The organism is Pseudomonas sp. PAMC 25886 (assembly GCF_000242655.1).
Classification (GTDB): domain Bacteria; phylum Pseudomonadota; class Gammaproteobacteria; order Pseudomonadales; family Pseudomonadaceae; genus Aquipseudomonas.
This window is the reverse complement of sequence record NZ_AHHC01000095.1, coordinates 1-17,500: the sequence shown is the minus strand read 5'-3', so window position 1 is coordinate 17,500 and position 17,500 is coordinate 1. Positions and strand designations below refer to the sequence as shown.

Here is a 17,500-nt window from a genome sequence, read left to right as displayed (position 1 = left end):
GGTAAGTTCCGACCTGCACGAATGGCGTAACGATGGCGGCGCTGTCTCCACCTGAGACTCAGTGAAATTGAAATCGCTGTGAAGATGCAGTGTATCCGCGGCTAGACGGAAAGACCCCGTGAACCTTTACTATAGCTTTGCACTGGACTTTGAATTTGCTTGTGTAGGATAGGTGGGAGGCTTTGAAGCGTGGACGCCAGTTCGCGTGGAGCCAACCTTGAAATACCACCCTGGCAACTTTGAGGTTCTAACTCAGGTCCGTTATCCGGATCGAGGACAGTGTATGGTGGGTAGTTTGACTGGGGCGGTCTCCTCCTAAAGAGTAACGGAGGAGTACGAAGGTGCGCTCAGACCGGTCGGAAATCGGTCGTAGAGTATAAAGGCAAAAGCGCGCTTGACTGCGAGACAGACACGTCGAGCAGGTACGAAAGTAGGTCTTAGTGATCCGGTGGTTCTGTATGGAAGGGCCATCGCTCAACGGATAAAAGGTACTCCGGGGATAACAGGCTGATACCGCCCAAGAGTTCATATCGACGGCGGTGTTTGGCACCTCGATGTCGGCTCATCACATCCTGGGGCTGAAGCCGGTCCCAAGGGTATGGCTGTTCGCCATTTAAAGTGGTACGCGAGCTGGGTTTAGAACGTCGTGTGACAGTTCGGTCCCTATCTGCCGTGGACGTTTGAGATTTGAGAGGGGCTGCTCCTAGTACGAGAGGACCGGAGTGGACGAACCTCTGGTGTTCCGGTTGTCACGCCAGTGGCATTGCCGGGTAGCTATGTTCGGAATAGATAACCGCTGAAAGCATCTAAGCGGGAAACTAGCCTCAAGATGAGATCTCACTGGAACCTTGAGTTCCCTGAAGGGCCGTCGAAGACTACGACGTTGATAGGTTGGGTGTGTAAGCGCTGTGAGGCGTTGAGCTAACCAATACTAATTGCCCGTGAGGCTTGACCATATAACACCCAAGCAATTTGCTGACCTGAAAAGGCACCAGATTGCGGTGTGTGAAGACGAAATGAACCGAAAGTTCGATTCTTGCAAACACCGAAAGCTGTCACATACCCAATTTGCTGAAGCGAGGCCAACTGGCCACGACTCAGTACCCGAATTTCTTGACGACCATAGAGCATTGGAACCACCTGATCCCATCCCGAACTCAGCAGTGAAACGATGCATCGCCGATGGTAGTGTGGGGTTTCCCCATGTGAGAGTAGGTCATCGTCAAGATTAAATTCCAGAACCCCTGATTGCTAACGCAATCAGGGGTTTTGTTTTGGGCGGTCGAAAAGTTACGCGTAGCACCATGCTTGATCTGCAGCGGCGCCCCGACAAATTTGCACAGTTATTTCTGAACCAGAACACTAGAATAGGCACCTAATCTTTTTTAGAGTCCGAGCCCTATATGCCCGACCCGGTTGATACCCTTGAGGTGTCAGACTTACCGCTGGACGAACTGGTGGCATGCCATGAGTGCGACTTGCTGATGCGTAAGCCAGAGCTGGCCCGTGGTGAAAAGGCCCAATGCCCACGCTGCGGTTACGAGTTGTACGCGCACCGCCACAACGTCGTGGAGCGGAGCCTGGCTTTAGTGCTTGCCGCGCTGTTGTTGTACGTCCCCGCGAACTTTTTACCCATCATGCAGCTCAATCTACTCGGGCAGTCTTCGCAGGACACCGTATGGACCGGCGTTGTCGGCCTGTTCGACACCGGCATGCAAGGCGTCGCCGTGGTGGTGTTCCTCTGCAGCATGGGCATTCCATTGCTCAAGCTCCTGTGCCAACTGGCGGTATTGCTAAGCATCCGCTGGAACATTGGCCGCAGCTACGGCCTGCTGTTCTACCGCATCTACCATCACCTGAAGGATTGGGGAATGCTCGAGGTCTACCTGATGGGGGTGCTGGTGGCGATCGTAAAACTGGCTGACATGGCCTCCATCACCGTCGGGCTGGGCCTGGCCTGCTTCGTAAGTCTGTTAATGGTCCAGGTGCTGCTGGAGGTGGTGATGTCACCTCACCAGATCTGGGAAGCGCTGTCAGGAGAGGATGCTCATGCGGGCGATTGATGCGGGCATTCTGATTTGTACTGAATGCCACGAGTTGAACAAACAAGACCCGGACGCCGACGAGCAAACCTGCACCCGTTGCGGTGCGTTGGTCCACGCTCGCCGTCCGAACAGCCTGACACGCACTTGGGCGTTGCTGGTCACTGCGGCCATCTTGTACATCCCGGCCAACCTGTTGCCGATCATGACCGTCAGCTCCCTGGGGCAGGGCGATCCGAGCACCATCATGTCCGGCGTGATCCAATTGATGCAGCACGGCATGTTCCCCATCGCTGCGGTGGTGTTTATTGCGAGCATCCTGGTGCCAACCTTCAAGCTGGTGGGCATCGGCCTGCTGCTGTTTTCAGTGCAACGTCACCAGCCACTTTCCGCGCAACAACGCATTATCATGTACCGCTTTATCGAGTTCATTGGCCGCTGGTCCATGCTGGATATCTTCGTGATCGCCATCCTGGTGGCGGTTGTAAATTTTGGGCGACTTGCCAGTGTCGAGGCCAATCTCGGCGCCGTGGCGTTCGCCAGTGTGGTGATCTTGACGATGCTTGCCGCAGTAACTTTTGATCCCCGACTGATTTGGGATAACACGGAGTCGGACGACGACCATGAGTGATTTGCCTAAGGCTAAAACCCGCCCAGCTTCCAACTGGTCGGCCATTTGGGTGCTGCCCCTGATTGCCCTGATCATCGGCGGCTGGCTGGGATGGCGTGCCTACAACCAGCAAGGTATCGAGATTCAAGTTCGCTTTGAAAGCGGCGAAGGTATCCAGGCCAACAAGACCGAAGTGGTCTACAAAGGCATGTCCGTGGGCAAGGTCAAAGCCCTGGCCCTGGACGACGAAGGTAACAATCGCGGGGTGATTGCCACCATCGAGATGAACAAGGACGTCGAGCAATACCTCAAGACCAACACCCGCTTCTGGCTGGTTAAACCGAGTGTCAGCCTGGCCGGTATCACCGGCCTGGAAACCCTGGTTTCCGGCAACTACATCGCCGCCAGCCCGGGCGATGGTGAACCCACACGCAAGTTCAAAGCCCTGTCCGAAGAACCGCCTTTATCCGACGCCAAGCCCGGCCTGCACCTGACCATCAAAGCTGATCGCCTCGGCTCGCTGAATCGTGGCAGCCCGGTGTTCTACAAACAGATCCAGGTGGGCCAGGTCAAAAGCTACCTGCTCTCCGAAGACCAGACCACCGTTGAGATCAAGGTCTACATCGAACCGACCTACGCCAGCCTGGTGCGCAAACACACGCGTTTCTGGAACGCCAGCGGCATCAGCATCGACGCCAACCTCTCCGGCGTAAAAGTCCGCAGTGAGTCCTTGGCCAGCATCGTTGCCGGCGGTATCGCCTTCGCCACGCCAGAGAACCGCAAGGACAGCCCGCCGACCGACCCAAGCCTGCCGTTCCGCCTGTACGAAGACTTCGATGCCGCCGCCGCGGGCATCAAGGTCAAGGTCAAACTCACCGACTTCGAAGGCCTCCAGGCTGGCCGCACGCCAGTGATGTACAAAGGCATCCAGGTCGGCAGCCTGAAAACCCTGAAGATCGACCCGGACCTGTCCAGCGCCAATGCCGAGCTGACCCTCGACCCGCTGGCCGAAGACTACCTGGTTCAGGACACCCAATTCTGGGTGGTCAAACCGTCCATTTCCCTGGCCGGCATCACCGGGCTGGAAGCCCTGGTGAAAGGTAACTACATCGCGATCCGCCCCGGCGACAAGGGCAGTGCGCCACAACGGGAATTCGTGGCTCGGGCCAAAGCGCCGCCACTGGACCTGCGTTCCCCCGGCCTGCACATGGTGCTGTTCACCGACAACCTCGGTTCCCTGGATGTCGGCAGCCCAATCCTCTACAAGCAGGTCAAGGTGGGCTCCGTGCAGAGCTACCAGTTCTCCCGCAAGTCCAAGCAACTGGTGATCGGTGTCCACATCGAGAAGGAATACGAAGGGTTGGTCAACGGTTCGACGCGTTTCTGGAATGCCAGCGGCGTGACCCTGACGGGTGGACTGACTGGCGGTATCCAGGTGAAAAGCGAATCGTTGGCCAGCCTGATGGCAGGCGGTATCGCCTTCGAAACCCCGGAGCAGAATGTGCCGCTGAAAAAGCGCATTCCGCGTTTCCGCTTGTTCGCGGATCGTGAGGCCGCCAACCAGCACGGTACGCTGGTGACCATCAAGGTCGACCGCGCCGATGGCTTGCGCCCAGGTACGCCGGTGCGCTTCAAGGGCCTGGACGTCGGCAAGATCGAAAGCGTCGACCTGAGCGCCGACATGCAATCGGTACTGCTCAGCGCGCGCATCACTCAAGTGGCCGACCGCATCGCCCGGGCCGGCAGTCAGTTCTGGGTGGTCAAGCCTGAGCTGGGCCTGATGAAAACCTCCAACCTTGAAACCCTGGTGACCGGCCAGTACATCGAAGTACAGCCGTCAGCGAAAAACGCCGGCCCACAAAAGAGCTTTGTCGCGTTGGACAAGCCACCAGAGGCTGTACATCAGGAGGAAGGCCTCAGCCTGGTACTCAGCGCCGCACGCCGCGGCTCGTTGAAGGAAGGTGTGCCGGTCACTTACCGCGAAGTCACCGTAGGCAAGGTCACAGGCTACGAACTGGGCCAGACCGCCGACCGCGTGCTGATCCACATCCTGATCGAGCCCAAGTACGCGCCGCTGGTGCGCAGCGGCAGCCGGTTCTGGAACACCAGCGGCTTCGGTCTCGACTTCGGCCTGTTCAAGGGCGCGACGGTGCGTACCGAGTCCCTGGAGACCCTGGTCGCCGGCGGTATCGCCTTTGCCACGCCAGACGGCGAGCGTATGGGCAACGCCGCTCGGCCGCAGCAAACCTTCCCGCTGTTCGATAAGTTTGAAGACGAATGGCTGACCTGGGCCCCTAAAATCCCACTCGGCAAATAGACCGAGGCGCGTCCATCGCGGGCAAGCCCGGCTCCCACATTAGAGATGCATTGTCAGGAAGAATGCATTCCAAGTGTAGGAGCCGGGCTTGCCCGCGATGAGGCCCTCGGCAGCCCCACACAATCCAAGCCACAAAAAAAGGCCGCGATCCAAAAGATCGCGGCCTTTTTGCATTTCAGCGGGGCAGGTTAAACCTCATCCAGCTCCGGCTCATCCGCCTGCACATTCACGGTCGCTTTCACCACATCGTGACGGCGAATGTACTTCCAGTCCGCCTCATCGATGTAGATCCCGTTCGGCCCGCTGCCGCCTTCCAGGTCAATTGCCACCTGGGCGGACACCTGCGGCTTCACACTGGCCAGAATCGGCACGAAGCCCAACTGCAAGCTGGTCTCCAGCAACGCTGCCTGGTTCTTCTCGTCGATGTCCGCGGCCTCGTCGAGGTAGTACGGCAAGCGCACGCGCCCGGCCTGGTCGCGGTCCATCAAGTGCAGCAACAAGTACATGTTGGTCAGCGCCTTGATGGTCATGGTGGTGCCGTTGGAGGCGGCGCCATCGATGTCGGTGTGAATGATCGGCTGGCCGTTGACCTTGGTGATCTCGAACGCCAGCTCGAACAAGTCCTTGAGGCCCAACTGGTTGTGGTTGGCCGCTACCAGGCGCGCCAGGTACTCCTTGGCTTCCTCGTTCTTGTTGTCCTGCTCGGCACTTTGGCTGAGGTCGAACACCGAGAGGGTTTCGCCTTCTTCATATTGGCCGGCACTGTGGATGATCTGGTCGATATGCTTGAGGGCTTCCTTGTTCGGCGCGAGCACGATGCGGAAGCTTTGCAGGTTGGACACCTGGCGCTTGTTGATCTCGCGGTTGAACAACGCCAGCTGGTGCTCAAGGCTGTCGTAGTCACTGCGGATATTGCGCAAGGTGCGCGCGATATCGGTAACCGCCGCACGCCGTGCCTTGCCCAGGGTCAGGGCTTCATCGGTACGGTGCGCGTACGCGTTGATCAGCAGGTGCAGGCGACGCTCCATATCGTCTTCGCTGTCGAACTTGGCCACGCCCTTGAGGCGTACCTGTGCATACAGTGCGTCGATCTGCCCGTCGGCGCGCAGCAACCCCTGCCAGCTGTCCTGATAGTCATTGAGCAGCGGCAGCAGGTTTTCCATGGAGTCGTCGACCGGGTCCATGAATGGCGTGCCAAACGGCAAGTCCGCCGGCAGCAACTGACGACGACGCAACGCGTCATCCAGCGTGCGCTGCTTGGCTTCCATGTCGCCAATCTGGCGGCCCACCAGTTGCAGCTTGGCCGACAGTTGCTGGACGCGTTCGGTGAACGCATCACTGGAGCGTTTCAACTCGTCCTGGGCGGCTTCCATCTGCGCCAGGTTTTCCAGCTTCTCGCCTTCCTCGGCGCTCAGGGTTTGTGCACGACGGAAATCTTCCAGCGCCTTTTGCGCGTCCAGTACCTGTTGGTACAACGCTTCGGTCTGGGTCTTGCTCGCCGCGCGGTCGGCCGCCACGGCTTGCTGGGTTTTCAGTTGCTTGAGTTCTTTTTCCAGGCGCTCTTTCTGGTCGCGCAATGCGGCGCGGTCAGCCAGCGCCTGCAACGTCGGCGGCTCGATGTGCGAGATATCGATGGCCAGCCCCGGTACTTCAAAGCGTTCGCCCTTGAAGCCATCGAGGATCCGCTCCAGGGATTTCACCCACAGGCCGTCCTCGTCCAGCGTGATGCCATGCTCACCCAGCGGCAAGCTGAACAGCGAACTGTTGAACAGGCGCATCAGACGCTCGACATCCTGCTGCGAGAATTCTTCCCGCAGCTTGGCGTAGCTGTTGTTGTCGGCGTGATCGAGTTGCTGCTTCACCGACTTCAGGCGTTTTTCCAGGTCACGCAGACGCTCGTCCAGATCCTCGGCGCTGAACTGACGCGACTGCGCCAAGGCACCGGCCAATTCATCGTGGGCATCCTTGGCCGCCAGCAGTTGCTGCTCCAGCACCTTGACGTCATCCACCAGCGCGAAGCGATGCTTGAGCACCGACAACTCACCGAGCCAACGCTGAATGCCGCTGATTTCCCGCTCCAGGCGCATCAGCTCCTGAGTGCCGCCGCGCTGGTCGTTCTGCAGCGCGTCTTGCTCGTTGCGGTAATGCTCGGCCTGGATCGTCAGCTCTTCCTTGCGCGCACTGGCGTAGTCCGACCAGGTGCCCAGCAGCGAATCCAGCAGCGGCGACAGGCGATGCAGTTTGCCGCGCAGAATTTCCCGCTGTTTCACACCATTGGAAAGCGCTTCCACCAAAGGCCCGGCGGCCACCAGCGAGTTGTAGTCTTGCTCCATGCGTCGTACATCACGGAAGGCTTCTTCGCACGCCGCGATGTAATCGACACTGCCGGAACGCAGGCTGTGTTCGAACGCATCCAGAAACAGCTGCTTCAACTTGGCGGCGGTAATTTCCCGCATGTGCAGCAAGTTGATAAACAGCGCGCGGAAGGTCTTCAGGCTCTGCTCGCTGGTGGAGCGCAGCGGAATCAGGGTCAGGTCCAGCGGGATCGACGTGTGGCCACCCACCAGCAAACGGCGCAGTTCATCGGGCTTCAGCTCATAGGCTTTCAGGCCTTCGCGCTCAAGGTTGGTGAACAGCTCTTTCTGGCGCAGGCAGGTGTCGTTCTTCTGGTAGTGCGCCAGGTCCAGCTTGCCGGCGTAGGCAAAGAACTGGTGACCGAAACCACCGCCCGGGCCGCGCCCGACCACGCCGATCACGTGCGGGCCGTGGGGCAGCGCGACTTCCACCAGGATGTAGCTGGTGTCGGTGGCAAAGTAGAAACGCCGGGATTGTTCCAGGGTGTACTTGCCGAAACTCATGTCCGACATGCGCGCCAGAATCGGGAACTGCAAGGCGTTGATCGAAGCCGATTTACCGAGGTTGTTCGCGCCATACACCGACAGCGGTTCTTCCAGCGGGAACAACCCCAGGCTGTAACCGGCCGTGTTCAAAAGGGCGAAGCGGCGAATGCCGTAGCGTTCCTTGCTCATGCGTCGGTCTCCTGTTCTTCGGCAATGGCACGGGCCAGGGCGTCTTCTTCGCTCTCATCAGAGAAGTCACTGAGATCGAGCGGGTCATCGGTCTTCAGCAGTTTTTCATCGCTGTCTTCGTCGATGATTACCGGGGCCGGCAGCGGCAATACGCTGTGGATGCTCGCGGCCAGATCACGGTCCTGCTGGACCGAGAGGCACACATCGAGGAAGCGGTGCATCGGCGGCAGGAAGCGGTAGATACCGTTCTCTTCACTGGCAAAACCCAGCTGCGTCATACGACGCATGATTTTTTCTTCCAGCTCCTCAACGGTCTGCACTTCGGCCTGGATAAACAGGTCACGGTACTTTTCCAGCAGGGACGGCAACTCGTCACGGCCCAGGCTGCCACCGTCGAGCACGGCGATCGGGTCGCGGCCCTGGTCGGCCAGGTGCTCGACGATGATGAAGGTGAACAACGCCAGGCGCTGGGCGGTCTTGTTGACCTGCGCGGCGGCCACGGCGGAGTCCGGCACGAAGTAGTAGAAACCCCGGGTGTCGCATACCAGCTCAAAGCCCAGGGCCTTGAACAGCGTGCGGTACTGGTCCTGGAAGTTCGACAGTTGGGCGTACAGCTCCGGATCGCGGCGGCTGACGTGGTAACCCTTGAACAGCTCGCGAAAGATCGGCGCCAGCTGGGACAGTTCGGATAGATCAAGATGCATTAGGTGTGCTCGCAGAATTCCCGTGCGCATCAACGCTGGCCGGGAGCAGGGCGAATGAGCACAGGCTGACCTGGTGCTCGTGAGTGTGGTAATCCCGTCGTTCCAGGCGTTCACGCTTGAAGCGTTTCTCCCGCGACAGGCGTGAAAACCAATACAGCAACTCGTCGGTTGCGCCGTCCGGCTCCTGCTCCAGCAGCCAGGTCATCAGGTCGGGCATCGGCAGTGCGTCTTCGCAGCGCTCGAGCATTTCCTTGACCGTGCGCGGGGCGCGAGGGGCTTCGCCCTTGTGGGATTTGTGCGCCTTGGGGAAGCGCGCCGGCTTCGGTTCGAAGTTGGCCAGGGCGTACACATAGGCTTCGACCTGGCTCGCACTGCCGAGGAAGGTGCTTTGCGGCCGGGTAAACATCGGCATCGCCGCTTGCGGCACCGCGTCCAGGCCCTTGCGCCGAATCGCCGACAGGGCCAGGGCCGCGCCACGGGTCACGGCGTTGTGCCGGCGCGCTTCTTCACGCAGTGGCAGCAGCAGTTCACGGGCGTGACGCAAGGTCAACTGGGCGCTGGTCTGCATTTCGAGGATGCGCGCGTGGGTGCGCAGCAGCATGTCGTCGTCCACCAGGTGGCCGAGGCGCTGCTGCTCGGTGAGCATGCGCAGCAGCACGTTTTCGACCTTGCGCACGCCTTGTTCGAAGGCGCCGTCGGCGTTCACCAGCTGGATCATCGGCTCGACGTATTCGTCCCACGTCGCCAGTACTTCGGCGTAGCGCTGGCGCAACGGGATCTGCCGGTCGCTGGTCTTGGCGCGGTCGGCCACGGCCGCAAGGGCTTGCTCGTCGTTGGCGAGTTTTTTCAGCACGTCGCGCACGCGCATGTCCAGCAGGCGCAGTTGGCGCGCCAGGTCATGGCCGTCACGGATGTCGAAGGCGTCCTGGATATAACCCGCCAGGCGCTCAAGGTGGCGCAGGTAGGCTTCGATTTCCAGGCACAGGCCTAGCCGGTGCTCCTTGCGAAGATAAGCCAGGAAGTCGTGGATCTGTGCGTTGAGCTCGAAACGGTTCGGGCTCTTGGCGACAGGCACCAGGATATCCAGGCGAATCCACACGTCCAGCAGGCTGGTGATGTCCTGTGGCGTGCTGTCCAGTTGTTGGGCGGCCAGTTGCGCGCGCAATTCGCTGAGGCTCAGGGTGCCTTGGTCGAAGTGTTCGCACAGTGGCTCAAGCAGGGCCCAGTGTTCGGCGAGGGCGCGCAAGACGCGCTTGGGTTCGATCATCGGAATGGCCGGCTGGTTAGCGATTAAAAGCAGCGATTGTACTGCATCGGTGCCGGGATTTATCCACAGCCGGTCGTGAGGCGCTCGGCAAAACGATCAACTGCGGGCGATCTTCGTCGAAGGGCGGTAGAATCCCTGTTCTTTAGTTATCCACAAGTGGCCGACCTTTGCTTATCGAGTCCCGACGTCGCGCTTACTTGACCGCCATGCAGGTGGTCAACTGGCTGCCGCGCACTGAATTACCGTTCGCCGCACCCTCGCGGCCCGAGCTGCTGGAGGCCCCGGAACCGTTCGAGGCCTTCGAGCCTTCGGGTGAGGAGGCGGCTGCGCCGGTGCCTCTGGTCAAACCCGTGGCAGACGCCCCAGCGGTTCGGCCAAAAGTCGAAGTCCCGCGCCCGTCGCCGGTGGCCAAGCCGGTCGTCGCCGAGGAGGCGCCTGCCGTGGCCAAGGCCCCGGTGGTACCGCCGCCGCGCTTCGCCCTGCAACTGCTGCGGGCCGGGCGTTGCCTGTTGCTGGTAGAGCTGCCCACCGGCGAGCGCTTCCAGAGCCGCGACCCCGCGTATTTGTTGCTTAAAGACATGCTGCGCGCCGCCGGCCTGCCCGACAGCCCGCAAATTGTCGGCGAACCGGTGCGCTGGCCACTGCTGGTCCGGGGCACGATGGACCAGGGCCCGGAAGCCGCGCGGGATTTTGTGCAAGGTTTTGTGTCGGCGCGCCTGGAAGACGAACCCTGTGTGTGCCTGTGGCTGATCGGCCTGCCCGCCGTGCGGTTTGCCGGCGAAGCCAACGCCGAAGCCTGGTACCGCGAACTGCAGGTCGAGGGCCTCGGCTCCGTCTGGGCCCTGCCGGGCCTGGAACTATTAATGGAAGAGCCACAGCGTAAGGCTGATGTCTGGCAAGCCATGCGCCGGCTGATGGCGCGCTGGAAAAGTACCGATGAGTGAAGCTTTATCCTTCCGCCCGATGACCGAGGCGGACCTCGACGCCGTACTGAAGATCGAATACGCAGCGTTCAGCCACCCCTGGACCCGCGGGATTTTTCTCGACGGCCTGGGCAAGTACCAGATCTGGCTGATGTTTGAAGGTGAGCAGCAGGTGGGCCACGGGGTGGTGCAGATCATCCTCGATGAAGCCCATTTGCTGAACATCACCGTCAAGCCGGAAAACCAGGGCCGTGGCCTGGGTTTGAGCTTGCTGGAGCACCTGATGTCCCGGGCCTACGAGGCCAAGGCGCGGGAATGTTTCCTGGAAGTGCGCGACAGCAACACCGGCGCGTTCCGGCTCTATGAGCGTTATGGTTTCAACGAAATTGGCCGCCGGCGGGATTATTACCCCGCCGTCGGTGGTCGCGAAGATGCGGTCGTGATGGCCTGCACCCTGGTGGATTAACGCGTTGGCCTAGCGGTTTCCGTCCACCGGATCCCGCTCCGCCAGCTCGGCCTCATCCAGGCCATTGCCGCCGCCAATCTCATCTTCATCGACGATACTCAGGTCCCAGTCGGCCGGTTCACCTTCACCTTCTTCCCGGGCGTCCCGTGCGCCATCCTCGCGGATCAGCGTTTCCGGGCTCATGTCATCATCGGTGGATTCATGATCATCGGTGGACGCCCCGGTCATCCCGGCCTCGCGCACCCGTTCGTCGGGCATCAGATGCTCGCGCTCGCGGGGCGGAATCTCGTCGCCGATCTCGGCCGTGGGCTCTTCCTCGTCAAAATCCAGTTCCCGCATCGAACCCATGCGGTCTTCGTTGTCATCAATCGGCTCCGGTTGGGTGGCGCCGAAAGGACGTCGTGAATCAGTCATGGCGATTCCTCATACTGTGGGGCTTATAGTGTGTGGACAGGCATGGCTCCCCAAGATTCAAGTAATTGCCCGCCGGCTATCTTTATTCCCGGCGTGACCCGGACAGGCGGTCGAGTGTCAAAACTGCGCATCATTCCTGAGGCTTTCCCTGATGAACGAACTACAAGACCTGCTTGATAACAACGAACGCTGGGCAGATGCGATCAAACAGGAAGATCCCGAATTCTTCGCCAAGCTCGCCCGCCAGCAAACCCCGGAATACCTGTGGATCGGCTGTTCCGACGCCCGCGTACCGGCCAACGAGATCGTCGGCATGCTGCCGGGTGACCTGTTTGTACACCGCAACGTGGCCAACGTGGTGCTGCACACCGACCTCAATTGCCTGTCGGTGATCCAGTACGCCGTCGACGTGCTCAAGGTCAAACACATCCTCGTCACCGGCCACTACGGCTGTGGCGGCGTGCGCGCCTCGATGCAGGACAACCAGTTGGGCCTGATCGACGGCTGGCTGCGCACCATCCGTGACCTGTACTACGAAAACCGCGACGTGCTGGCCCAGTTGCCCACCGAAGAAGAACGCGTCGACCGCCTGTGTGAGCTGAACGTGATCCAGCAAGTGGCCAACGTCGGCCATACCAGCATTGTGCAAAACGCCTGGCATCGCGGGCAGAGCCTGTCGGTTCACGGCTGCATCTACGGGATCAAGGACGGTCGCTGGAAAAGCCTGAACACCACCATCAGTGGTTTCGAGCAGTTGCCGCCGCAATACCGCCTGCGCCCGCTGGGTGCGGTCTAAGGGCTTTTGCGCTGGCGCCACTGCTCCATGAACTGCTGACCTTCGGCGTTCAGAGGCTCGTTCATGCCGGTGATCCAGCCCCGGCAGTTGAGCTCGCCACATTGGCAGCGAAACTGTCGGAACAACACGTCCTCGGTGTGGGCGTAATCCATGGTCAGCAGGGCGCCGGCGGCAACGGATTGAACCGACCACAGTTCCAGGTACGTCATGTCGAGGAACACGTTCGGGTTGCATGAATGCGACAGCAGGCCGCTGAACCATGGGTCGTACAAGTGGATGCGCGAGGACATCTGCAACGTATGCAGGCGTCGCTCGCTCAGCGCATAGCCGGACACCTTGGCAATGCACAGGCGGCTGTCAAAGGCGACGCGGGTCTTGACCCCTTCGCCTGAACCGTCCCGTGTACGCACCACCTCGTAGTCGCGGGTGGACGGGTAGCCGTGTTCGCCCTGCAACATCACAAACGGGTAAAGGCAGTCATTCACGCAGGCGTTAGCCTTATCCATGGCTTGAGTTTTCATGACTCTCCAAGGGGGGCTGCATCGACCTGTCGGTGGTGGCTGGACTGCCAGTCTTGCAGCGGATGGGCGCGGCTCAAGACTCGCTGAAGTGGGATCCAATTTCTACTGTCAAATATGACAGTAGAAATTGGCTATCTTTCATGTAGGAAAATGTCCTGTCTGCAGCTCGGGTCAAGGTGCCGGTGCATCTACCGACGGTGCTGGCACTGCGCTTTTCAATTGCCTCAACTGGGTTTTGATCGCCGGTTGGGCGCACTTGGCGTTCGCTTGTTCGGGCGTCAGTTCACGGATCGACGTATAGAACAGCTCGCACGTCTGCTCCTTGCGCGTCACCTGCCAGGTGTTCATGCAGCCTTTGAGCTGCACATTCGGATCACTGGCCGGCTTCTGGCCCATCGCGGCCTGCCAGCAGGCGGCGCTCAAATCCTGGCCCATCACCTTTAAACCGGCCTCATCGGCCTTTTGCTCGTCACCGTCATACGTGTCGGGGTTGGCGGCATACCAGATGTAGCTCGGGTGGTTGGCCCCCAGCACCGCGACCTGGCTACCGGCGGCCGGGCTGATCTGCGCCAGGCCCAGTACGGCTACGGTTTGCCCGTATTGCTGCTTGATCCAGCTGCGCACCGGCGCCCCGAAGGCCACCATCGGCAGCGCGCCGCCCGCGTGCAGGCTCAGTTCCTTGACCATGCGTGTCTGGTAGTCGGTGAAATAGCTGTAGACGCCTTCCAGGTCCTTGCCCGCCGTGGCGGGGGCAGCGATCGGGGCGATGTCGATGATGGTCTGGTATTCCGGTGTCTGGGTCGCCGGGATGCCGTTGGCGGTGAGCAAGGTCGCCCAGCGGTCGGTGGTGGCCGACTCCAGGTAATCCTGGAAATGGGTCAGGGAGTAATCCGGCGGAAAGTGCAGCAGTTCGATGCTCTTGCGGTTCTCCAGGGCCATGCCCAGCGGCAGGAACAGGTACCAGTTGAACTGCCATTTGCCATCACTGTTGAGTTTGCTGGCGCCCTGGTAAGCCAGGTCGGCCGTGTCGAGCAAGGTGGTCAACGGCTGGCCATAACCGTCCGGTACCCCGCTGAAGGTGGCAAGCACTTGGTCATGGTCGGTCTTGACGCTGACTTTGCCCCGACTGTAACCGTCTCGCTGCAGGCTCTGGTTCAGGTAGTGCTCGACGGTCTGTTCCAGCGTCCAGGGACGAAAACAGATGACGTTGCAATTGTTCGGGTAAGCGAACAACTGGGTGACCCGTTGCGGGGTACCCAGCGGTACGGTGATGTCAGCCTGTACGACCGCACTCAAGGTCAGTGCGGCCAGGGTGAAAGACAACCTGGAGAGTTTGAACATGGATGGTTCCCTGTCAGCGAAAGCCCGTCTGCGCGGGGTGAATGCCCACCTTCACACAGTAGCGGTTGACCGGGAAAAGCGCGTAGAAAAACTGCGCGCTTGTCGCTTTTGAGTAAGTGCGTCTACACCGGGAAGTGCAGGGCGTTGCTCAAATCCCCCATGGGCTTTTGGCCGCGCGCGGTCATGGCGTCGTCACGCTGCTTGAGCCCGTCGAGGGTTTCCAGCTGGAACACCCGGGTGATCAGACGCAGGATCGACGCGGTGTCGTAGACGGTATGGTCCACCGTGCCCTTGCGCGCGAACGGCGAGACCACCAGTGCCGGAATCCGCGTGCCCGGGCCCCAACGATCGCCTTTTGGCGGTGCAACGTGGTCCCACCAGCCGCCGTTTTCATCGACCGTGACGATCACCACCATGTTCTTCCACTGCGGGCTTTCCTGCAGCACCTTCAAGGCGCGGGTGATATGCCGGTCGCCCGAAGCGACGTCGGCGTAACCGGCGTGCATATTCAGGTTGCCCTGGGGTTTGTAGAAGGTCACCGCAGGAAGCTTGCCGGCCTGGGCATCGGCGAAGAACTTGTTGGTGCTGGCGTCATCCCCCAGGCCGCCATCGCGCAGGCGTTTATTGCGCTCAGCCGGGTTTTCCGGGCCTTGCTGCTTGAAGTAGTTGAAGGGCTGGTGGTGGTACTGGAAGTTCGGAATCTTCGGAATGCCGCCCGAGTCCTTGAACTGATCCAGGGTTGCTTGCCATGCACCGGCGTACCAGGCCCAGTCGACGTTCTTTTTCGACAGTTTGTCGCCGATGTGCTCGTGGGTTTGTGGCACCAGCACGTTAGGCAAGTCGGGCTTGGAGTAATCCGGGCGCTCGGGGTCGCGAATCCAGGTCGGCCAGTAAGGCGGGGCCAGGGTGTTCACGCCGAAACCGTCCGGGGTCAGTGCGCTGGGGCCGAATTGCGGCGGGCCGGTCATGGCGCTGGCCGGGGATTTGTCCAGAGGCTTGAGGCGCGGGTCGGTCGGGTCGTCGCTTTGCAGCGTGGCGATCTGTGCCTTGGCCACCGATTGCGCAGCGTTCGGGTACACCGGCGGGGTGGCGCTGATCAGGTATTGGTGGTTGAGGAACGATCCGCCAAACGCGCCCTGGAAGAAGTTATCGCAGAGCACAAACTCCTTCGCCACGTCCCACAAGCGCAGGGCGTAACGACTCTGGGCGTAATGGCCCATCAGCAGGCCGCCGGAGTCGCCCCAGGCGACGAACGCATCGTTTTTACCGCCATTGATCTGCATCTGGTTCTGATAGAACACGTGCCACAAATCCCGGGTGACCAGGCTCAGGGGCTGGTCTTCACCGTTCGGGCCCTTCAGGGCGTAGGGGGCGTTGGGCAGGTTTTCCTGGTATTGCACTTCGCTGGGGTACGTCACGCCGTCCACGGTCTGCGGGCCGATTTGCAACACGCCGCCCCAGGTCGGGGGCAGCGTGCTCAGCAGGCTGCCGTCGCGGTCGCGTTGTTGATACTCGGCGGCGGTCAGGGCCGACAGGGGTTTCTCGACACCGGGGAAATCGGCAAACAGATTGTTGAAACTGCGGTTTTCGGCGTAGATCACCACCACGGTTTTAACCTGTTCGTGCAGGGCCTTGTCCAGCTCTTGCGGCGTCAGCGGGCGCTCCACCGGCTTGCCGGGTGCCTCGCTGGTATTGCCGCAGGCACTCAGGGTCGCACCCACGCCCAGCACGGCCGCGCCTCCCAGGAAGCGCCGCCGGCTGGTGTCGACTGGCGGTTTGGCTTCAATGTCTTGGGAAGGGCGGTCTTCGTGCTCGTCGCTCATTGCTGGGAGTCCCTGCTGGTTGAATGTTGCAAGATATTTCGCAGGACGGTAGCAATGCAATGTGACGGAACGAAGACAGTGCCTTGAACGCTACAGGCCACTCATAACAAGCGCAGTGCCAATTGGCTGCCGGCGCGCAAGTACTCCACCTGGGACGCCAGCGCATCCTTGACGATGGCTTCGCCCGTATCGGTCAGCTTGGCTTTCTTGGCATCGATGACGCAGGACTGCAGCAGTTGCATGGCCACGTCCATGGCTTTCTGGAACGCCGTCACGTTGTTGTGCAGGCCAAACTCCTTGATAACCGTGGCCATGCGGCAATCGGCATTGTCGCGCAGGCCCTGGTACTCAACGAACGACACGTTGCCGTCCTTGTAAATAGCATTGATCAACTCTTCCAGCGATTTGGATAGGGGCGTCATCGGATTTTCCTTGGGGGGGTGAGGCGTTATCCGAATCAGGTTAATCAAAGGTGTTGGCGGCAGAAATCAGGGGTTGCCACCGTAGTGAGTGGGACAACCCCGACGCGTTTGATCAGAAAGGTTACTGGCCGCTGCCCTATGGCATCACTGGCGGCAAATATTTAAGCGTCGTGCCCAGCGCCCACAGCAAAAACAGCACCAGCGGCGTGTGCACCAGCAGCTGCACAAACGAAAAGCCGATCAAATCCCGCGCCTTCAACCCCAGTACCCCCAGCAACGGCAACATATAGAACGGGTTGATCAGGTTCGGCAGCGCCTCGGCAGCGTTGTAGATCTGCACCGCCCAGCCCAGGTGGTATTCCAGGTCATTGGCGACCTGCATCACGTACGGCGCCTCGATGATCCACTTGCCGCCGCCCGACGGGATAAAGAAGCCCAGCACCGCCGAATACACGCCCATCAACAGCGCGTAGGTGTCATGGGATGCGATGGAGGTGAAGAAGGTCGAGATATGGTGAGCCAATGTCTGACCGTCGCCGCCTTTCACCACCGTCATCAATGCCGCAATCGAGCCGTACAACGGGAACTGGATCAGTACCCCGGTGGTGGTCGGCACCGCGCGGGCCACGGCGTCGAGGAAGCTGCGCGGGCGCCAGTGCAGCAATGCGCCCACCATCAGGAACAGGAAGTTGTAGGTGTTGAGGCCCGAGATCGCGCTGATCGCCGGCTTGGTCGAGAATTCATGGAACAGCCACCCGGCCGCCAGTAACGCCAGCAGGATAGTCAGCAGCGGGCTGTGTTCCAGCCACTCGCCCGGGCGGGTCG

The 17,500-nt window shown here is 60.5% G+C and carries 15 protein-coding genes and 2 rRNA genes (1 of these 17 cut by a window edge); 8 read left to right on the top strand and 9 right to left on the bottom strand.

Annotated features, from left to right (window positions below):
- From MUM_RS0132335 to MUM_RS0132315, 5 genes are all read left to right on the top strand, one after another.
- Nucleotides 1–956, top strand: a 23S ribosomal RNA gene (locus MUM_RS0132335); its annotated part reaches 1,114 nt to the left of the window's first position; the annotation flags it as partial.
- A 156-nt stretch (nucleotides 957–1,112) separates the two neighbouring features.
- Nucleotides 1,113–1,228, top strand: a 5S ribosomal RNA gene (rrf, locus tag MUM_RS0132330).
- A 175-nt stretch (nucleotides 1,229–1,403) separates the two neighbouring features.
- Nucleotides 1,404–2,063 carry a paraquat-inducible protein A gene (locus MUM_RS0132325; protein WP_010177104.1) on the top strand — a complete coding sequence of 220 codons (660 nt, stop codon included), beginning with the start codon at nucleotides 1,404–1,406 and terminating at the stop codon, nucleotides 2,061–2,063.
- On the top strand, nucleotides 2,050–2,673 hold the full coding sequence (locus tag MUM_RS0132320; protein ID WP_010177103.1) for a paraquat-inducible protein A: 624 nt from the start codon (nucleotides 2,050–2,052) through the stop codon (nucleotides 2,671–2,673). The genes MUM_RS0132325 and MUM_RS0132320 overlap by 14 nt, the downstream gene beginning before the upstream one ends.
- Complete coding sequence (locus tag MUM_RS0132315) at nucleotides 2,666–4,969, top strand: PqiB family protein (RefSeq protein WP_010177102.1); 2,304 nt, start codon at nucleotides 2,666–2,668, stop codon at nucleotides 4,967–4,969. Before MUM_RS0132320 ends, MUM_RS0132315 begins: the two co-directional genes overlap by 8 nt.
- Nucleotides 4,970–5,157: 188 nt before the next feature.
- On the opposite strand, the gene mksF is transcribed toward MUM_RS0132315, so the two are convergent.
- From mksF to mksB, 3 genes are read right to left on the bottom strand one after another with little or no spacing between them, the layout of a single operon-like run.
- Nucleotides 5,158–7,998, bottom strand: a complete 2,841-nt coding sequence (gene mksF / locus MUM_RS0132305; RefSeq protein ID WP_010177100.1) for an Mks condensin complex protein MksF — start codon at nucleotides 7,996–7,998, stop codon at nucleotides 5,158–5,160.
- Complete coding sequence (gene mksE, locus MUM_RS0132300; protein ID WP_010177099.1) at nucleotides 7,995–8,702, bottom strand: Mks condensin complex protein MksE; 708 nt, start codon at nucleotides 8,700–8,702, stop codon at nucleotides 7,995–7,997. The genes mksF and mksE overlap by 4 nt, the downstream gene beginning before the upstream one ends.
- A complete protein-coding gene (mksB, locus tag MUM_RS0132295) occupies nucleotides 8,692–9,969 on the bottom strand; it encodes an Mks condensin complex protein MksB (protein ID WP_010177098.1) in 1,278 nt (425 codons plus the stop codon). Before mksB ends, mksE begins: the two co-directional genes overlap by 11 nt.
- A gap of 206 nt (nucleotides 9,970–10,175) precedes the next feature.
- On the opposite strand from mksB, the gene MUM_RS0132290 reads away from it, so the two are divergent.
- Both MUM_RS0132290 and rimI read left to right on the top strand, forming a co-directional pair.
- Entirely contained in the window at nucleotides 10,176–10,913 is a 738-nt protein-coding gene (locus MUM_RS0132290; RefSeq protein WP_050543234.1) for a hypothetical protein, read from the top strand.
- Entirely contained in the window at nucleotides 10,906–11,358 is a 453-nt protein-coding gene (rimI, locus tag MUM_RS0132285; protein ID WP_003214382.1) for a ribosomal protein S18-alanine N-acetyltransferase, read from the top strand. Before MUM_RS0132290 ends, rimI begins: the two co-directional genes overlap by 8 nt.
- 9 nt (nucleotides 11,359–11,367) lie before the next feature.
- Here rimI and MUM_RS0132280 read toward each other — a convergent pair whose 3' ends face one another.
- Entirely contained in the window at nucleotides 11,368–11,772 is a 405-nt protein-coding gene (locus MUM_RS0132280) for a hypothetical protein (protein ID WP_010177096.1), read from the bottom strand.
- Between the two features lie 151 nt (nucleotides 11,773–11,923).
- Between MUM_RS0132280 and can the strand changes: the two genes are divergently transcribed.
- Complete coding sequence (gene can, locus MUM_RS0132275) at nucleotides 11,924–12,568, top strand: carbonate dehydratase (protein WP_003214385.1); 645 nt, start codon at nucleotides 11,924–11,926, stop codon at nucleotides 12,566–12,568.
- On the opposite strand, the gene MUM_RS0132270 is transcribed toward can, so the two are convergent.
- From MUM_RS0132270 to MUM_RS0132250, 5 genes are all read right to left on the bottom strand, one after another.
- Complete coding sequence (locus MUM_RS0132270) at nucleotides 12,565–13,089, bottom strand: hypothetical protein (RefSeq protein WP_029616196.1); 525 nt, start codon at nucleotides 13,087–13,089, stop codon at nucleotides 12,565–12,567. The two genes, can and MUM_RS0132270, sit on opposite strands and share 4 nt — an antisense overlap.
- A gap of 171 nt (nucleotides 13,090–13,260) precedes the next feature.
- Nucleotides 13,261–14,430 (bottom strand): hypothetical protein, encoded by a 1,170-nt coding sequence (locus MUM_RS0132265; RefSeq protein WP_010177094.1) that lies wholly within the window; start codon nucleotides 14,428–14,430, stop codon nucleotides 13,261–13,263.
- 122 nt (nucleotides 14,431–14,552) lie between these two features.
- Nucleotides 14,553–16,253, bottom strand: a complete 1,701-nt coding sequence (acpA, locus tag MUM_RS0132260) for an acid phosphatase (protein ID WP_010177092.1) — start codon at nucleotides 16,251–16,253, stop codon at nucleotides 14,553–14,555.
- A 101-nt stretch (nucleotides 16,254–16,354) separates the two neighbouring features.
- Nucleotides 16,355–16,675 (bottom strand): hypothetical protein, encoded by a 321-nt coding sequence (locus MUM_RS0132255; protein WP_010177091.1) that lies wholly within the window; start codon nucleotides 16,673–16,675, stop codon nucleotides 16,355–16,357.
- 136 nt (nucleotides 16,676–16,811) lie between these two features.
- The coding region (locus MUM_RS0132250) for a TIGR00366 family protein (protein ID WP_010177090.1) at nucleotides 16,812–17,500 on the bottom strand (689 nt) is incomplete at its 5' end.

Bases quoted from the DNA above. Each gene is read 5' to 3' on its own strand.
- MUM_RS0132270 (WP_029616196.1), bottom strand. From the start codon at position 13,089: ATGAAAACTCAAGCCATGGATAAGGCTAACGCCTGCGTGAATGACTGC.
- rimI (WP_003214382.1), top strand. From the start codon at position 10,906: ATGAGTGAAGCTTTATCCTTCCGCCCGATGACCGAGGCGGACCTCGAC.
- mksF (WP_010177100.1), bottom strand. From the start codon at position 7,998: ATGAGCAAGGAACGCTACGGCATTCGCCGCTTCGCCCTTTTGAACACG.
- acpA (WP_010177092.1), bottom strand. From the start codon at position 16,253: ATGAGCGACGAGCACGAAGACCGCCCTTCCCAAGACATTGAAGCCAAA.
- can (WP_003214385.1), top strand. From the start codon at position 11,924: ATGAACGAACTACAAGACCTGCTTGATAACAACGAACGCTGGGCAGAT.
- MUM_RS0132325 (WP_010177104.1), top strand. From the start codon at position 1,404: ATGCCCGACCCGGTTGATACCCTTGAGGTGTCAGACTTACCGCTGGAC.
- mksE (WP_010177099.1), bottom strand. From the start codon at position 8,702: ATGCATCTTGATCTATCCGAACTGTCCCAGCTGGCGCCGATCTTTCGC.
- MUM_RS0132320 (WP_010177103.1), top strand. From the start codon at position 2,050: ATGCGGGCGATTGATGCGGGCATTCTGATTTGTACTGAATGCCACGAG.
- MUM_RS0132290 (WP_050543234.1), top strand. From the start codon at position 10,176: ATGCAGGTGGTCAACTGGCTGCCGCGCACTGAATTACCGTTCGCCGCA.
- mksB (WP_010177098.1), bottom strand. From the start codon at position 9,969: ATGATCGAACCCAAGCGCGTCTTGCGCGCCCTCGCCGAACACTGGGCC.
- MUM_RS0132315 (WP_010177102.1), top strand. From the start codon at position 2,666: ATGAGTGATTTGCCTAAGGCTAAAACCCGCCCAGCTTCCAACTGGTCG.
- MUM_RS0132280 (WP_010177096.1), bottom strand. From the start codon at position 11,772: ATGACTGATTCACGACGTCCTTTCGGCGCCACCCAACCGGAGCCGATT.
- MUM_RS0132265 (WP_010177094.1), bottom strand. From the start codon at position 14,430: ATGTTCAAACTCTCCAGGTTGTCTTTCACCCTGGCCGCACTGACCTTG.
- MUM_RS0132255 (WP_010177091.1), bottom strand. From the start codon at position 16,675: ATGACGCCCCTATCCAAATCGCTGGAAGAGTTGATCAATGCTATTTAC.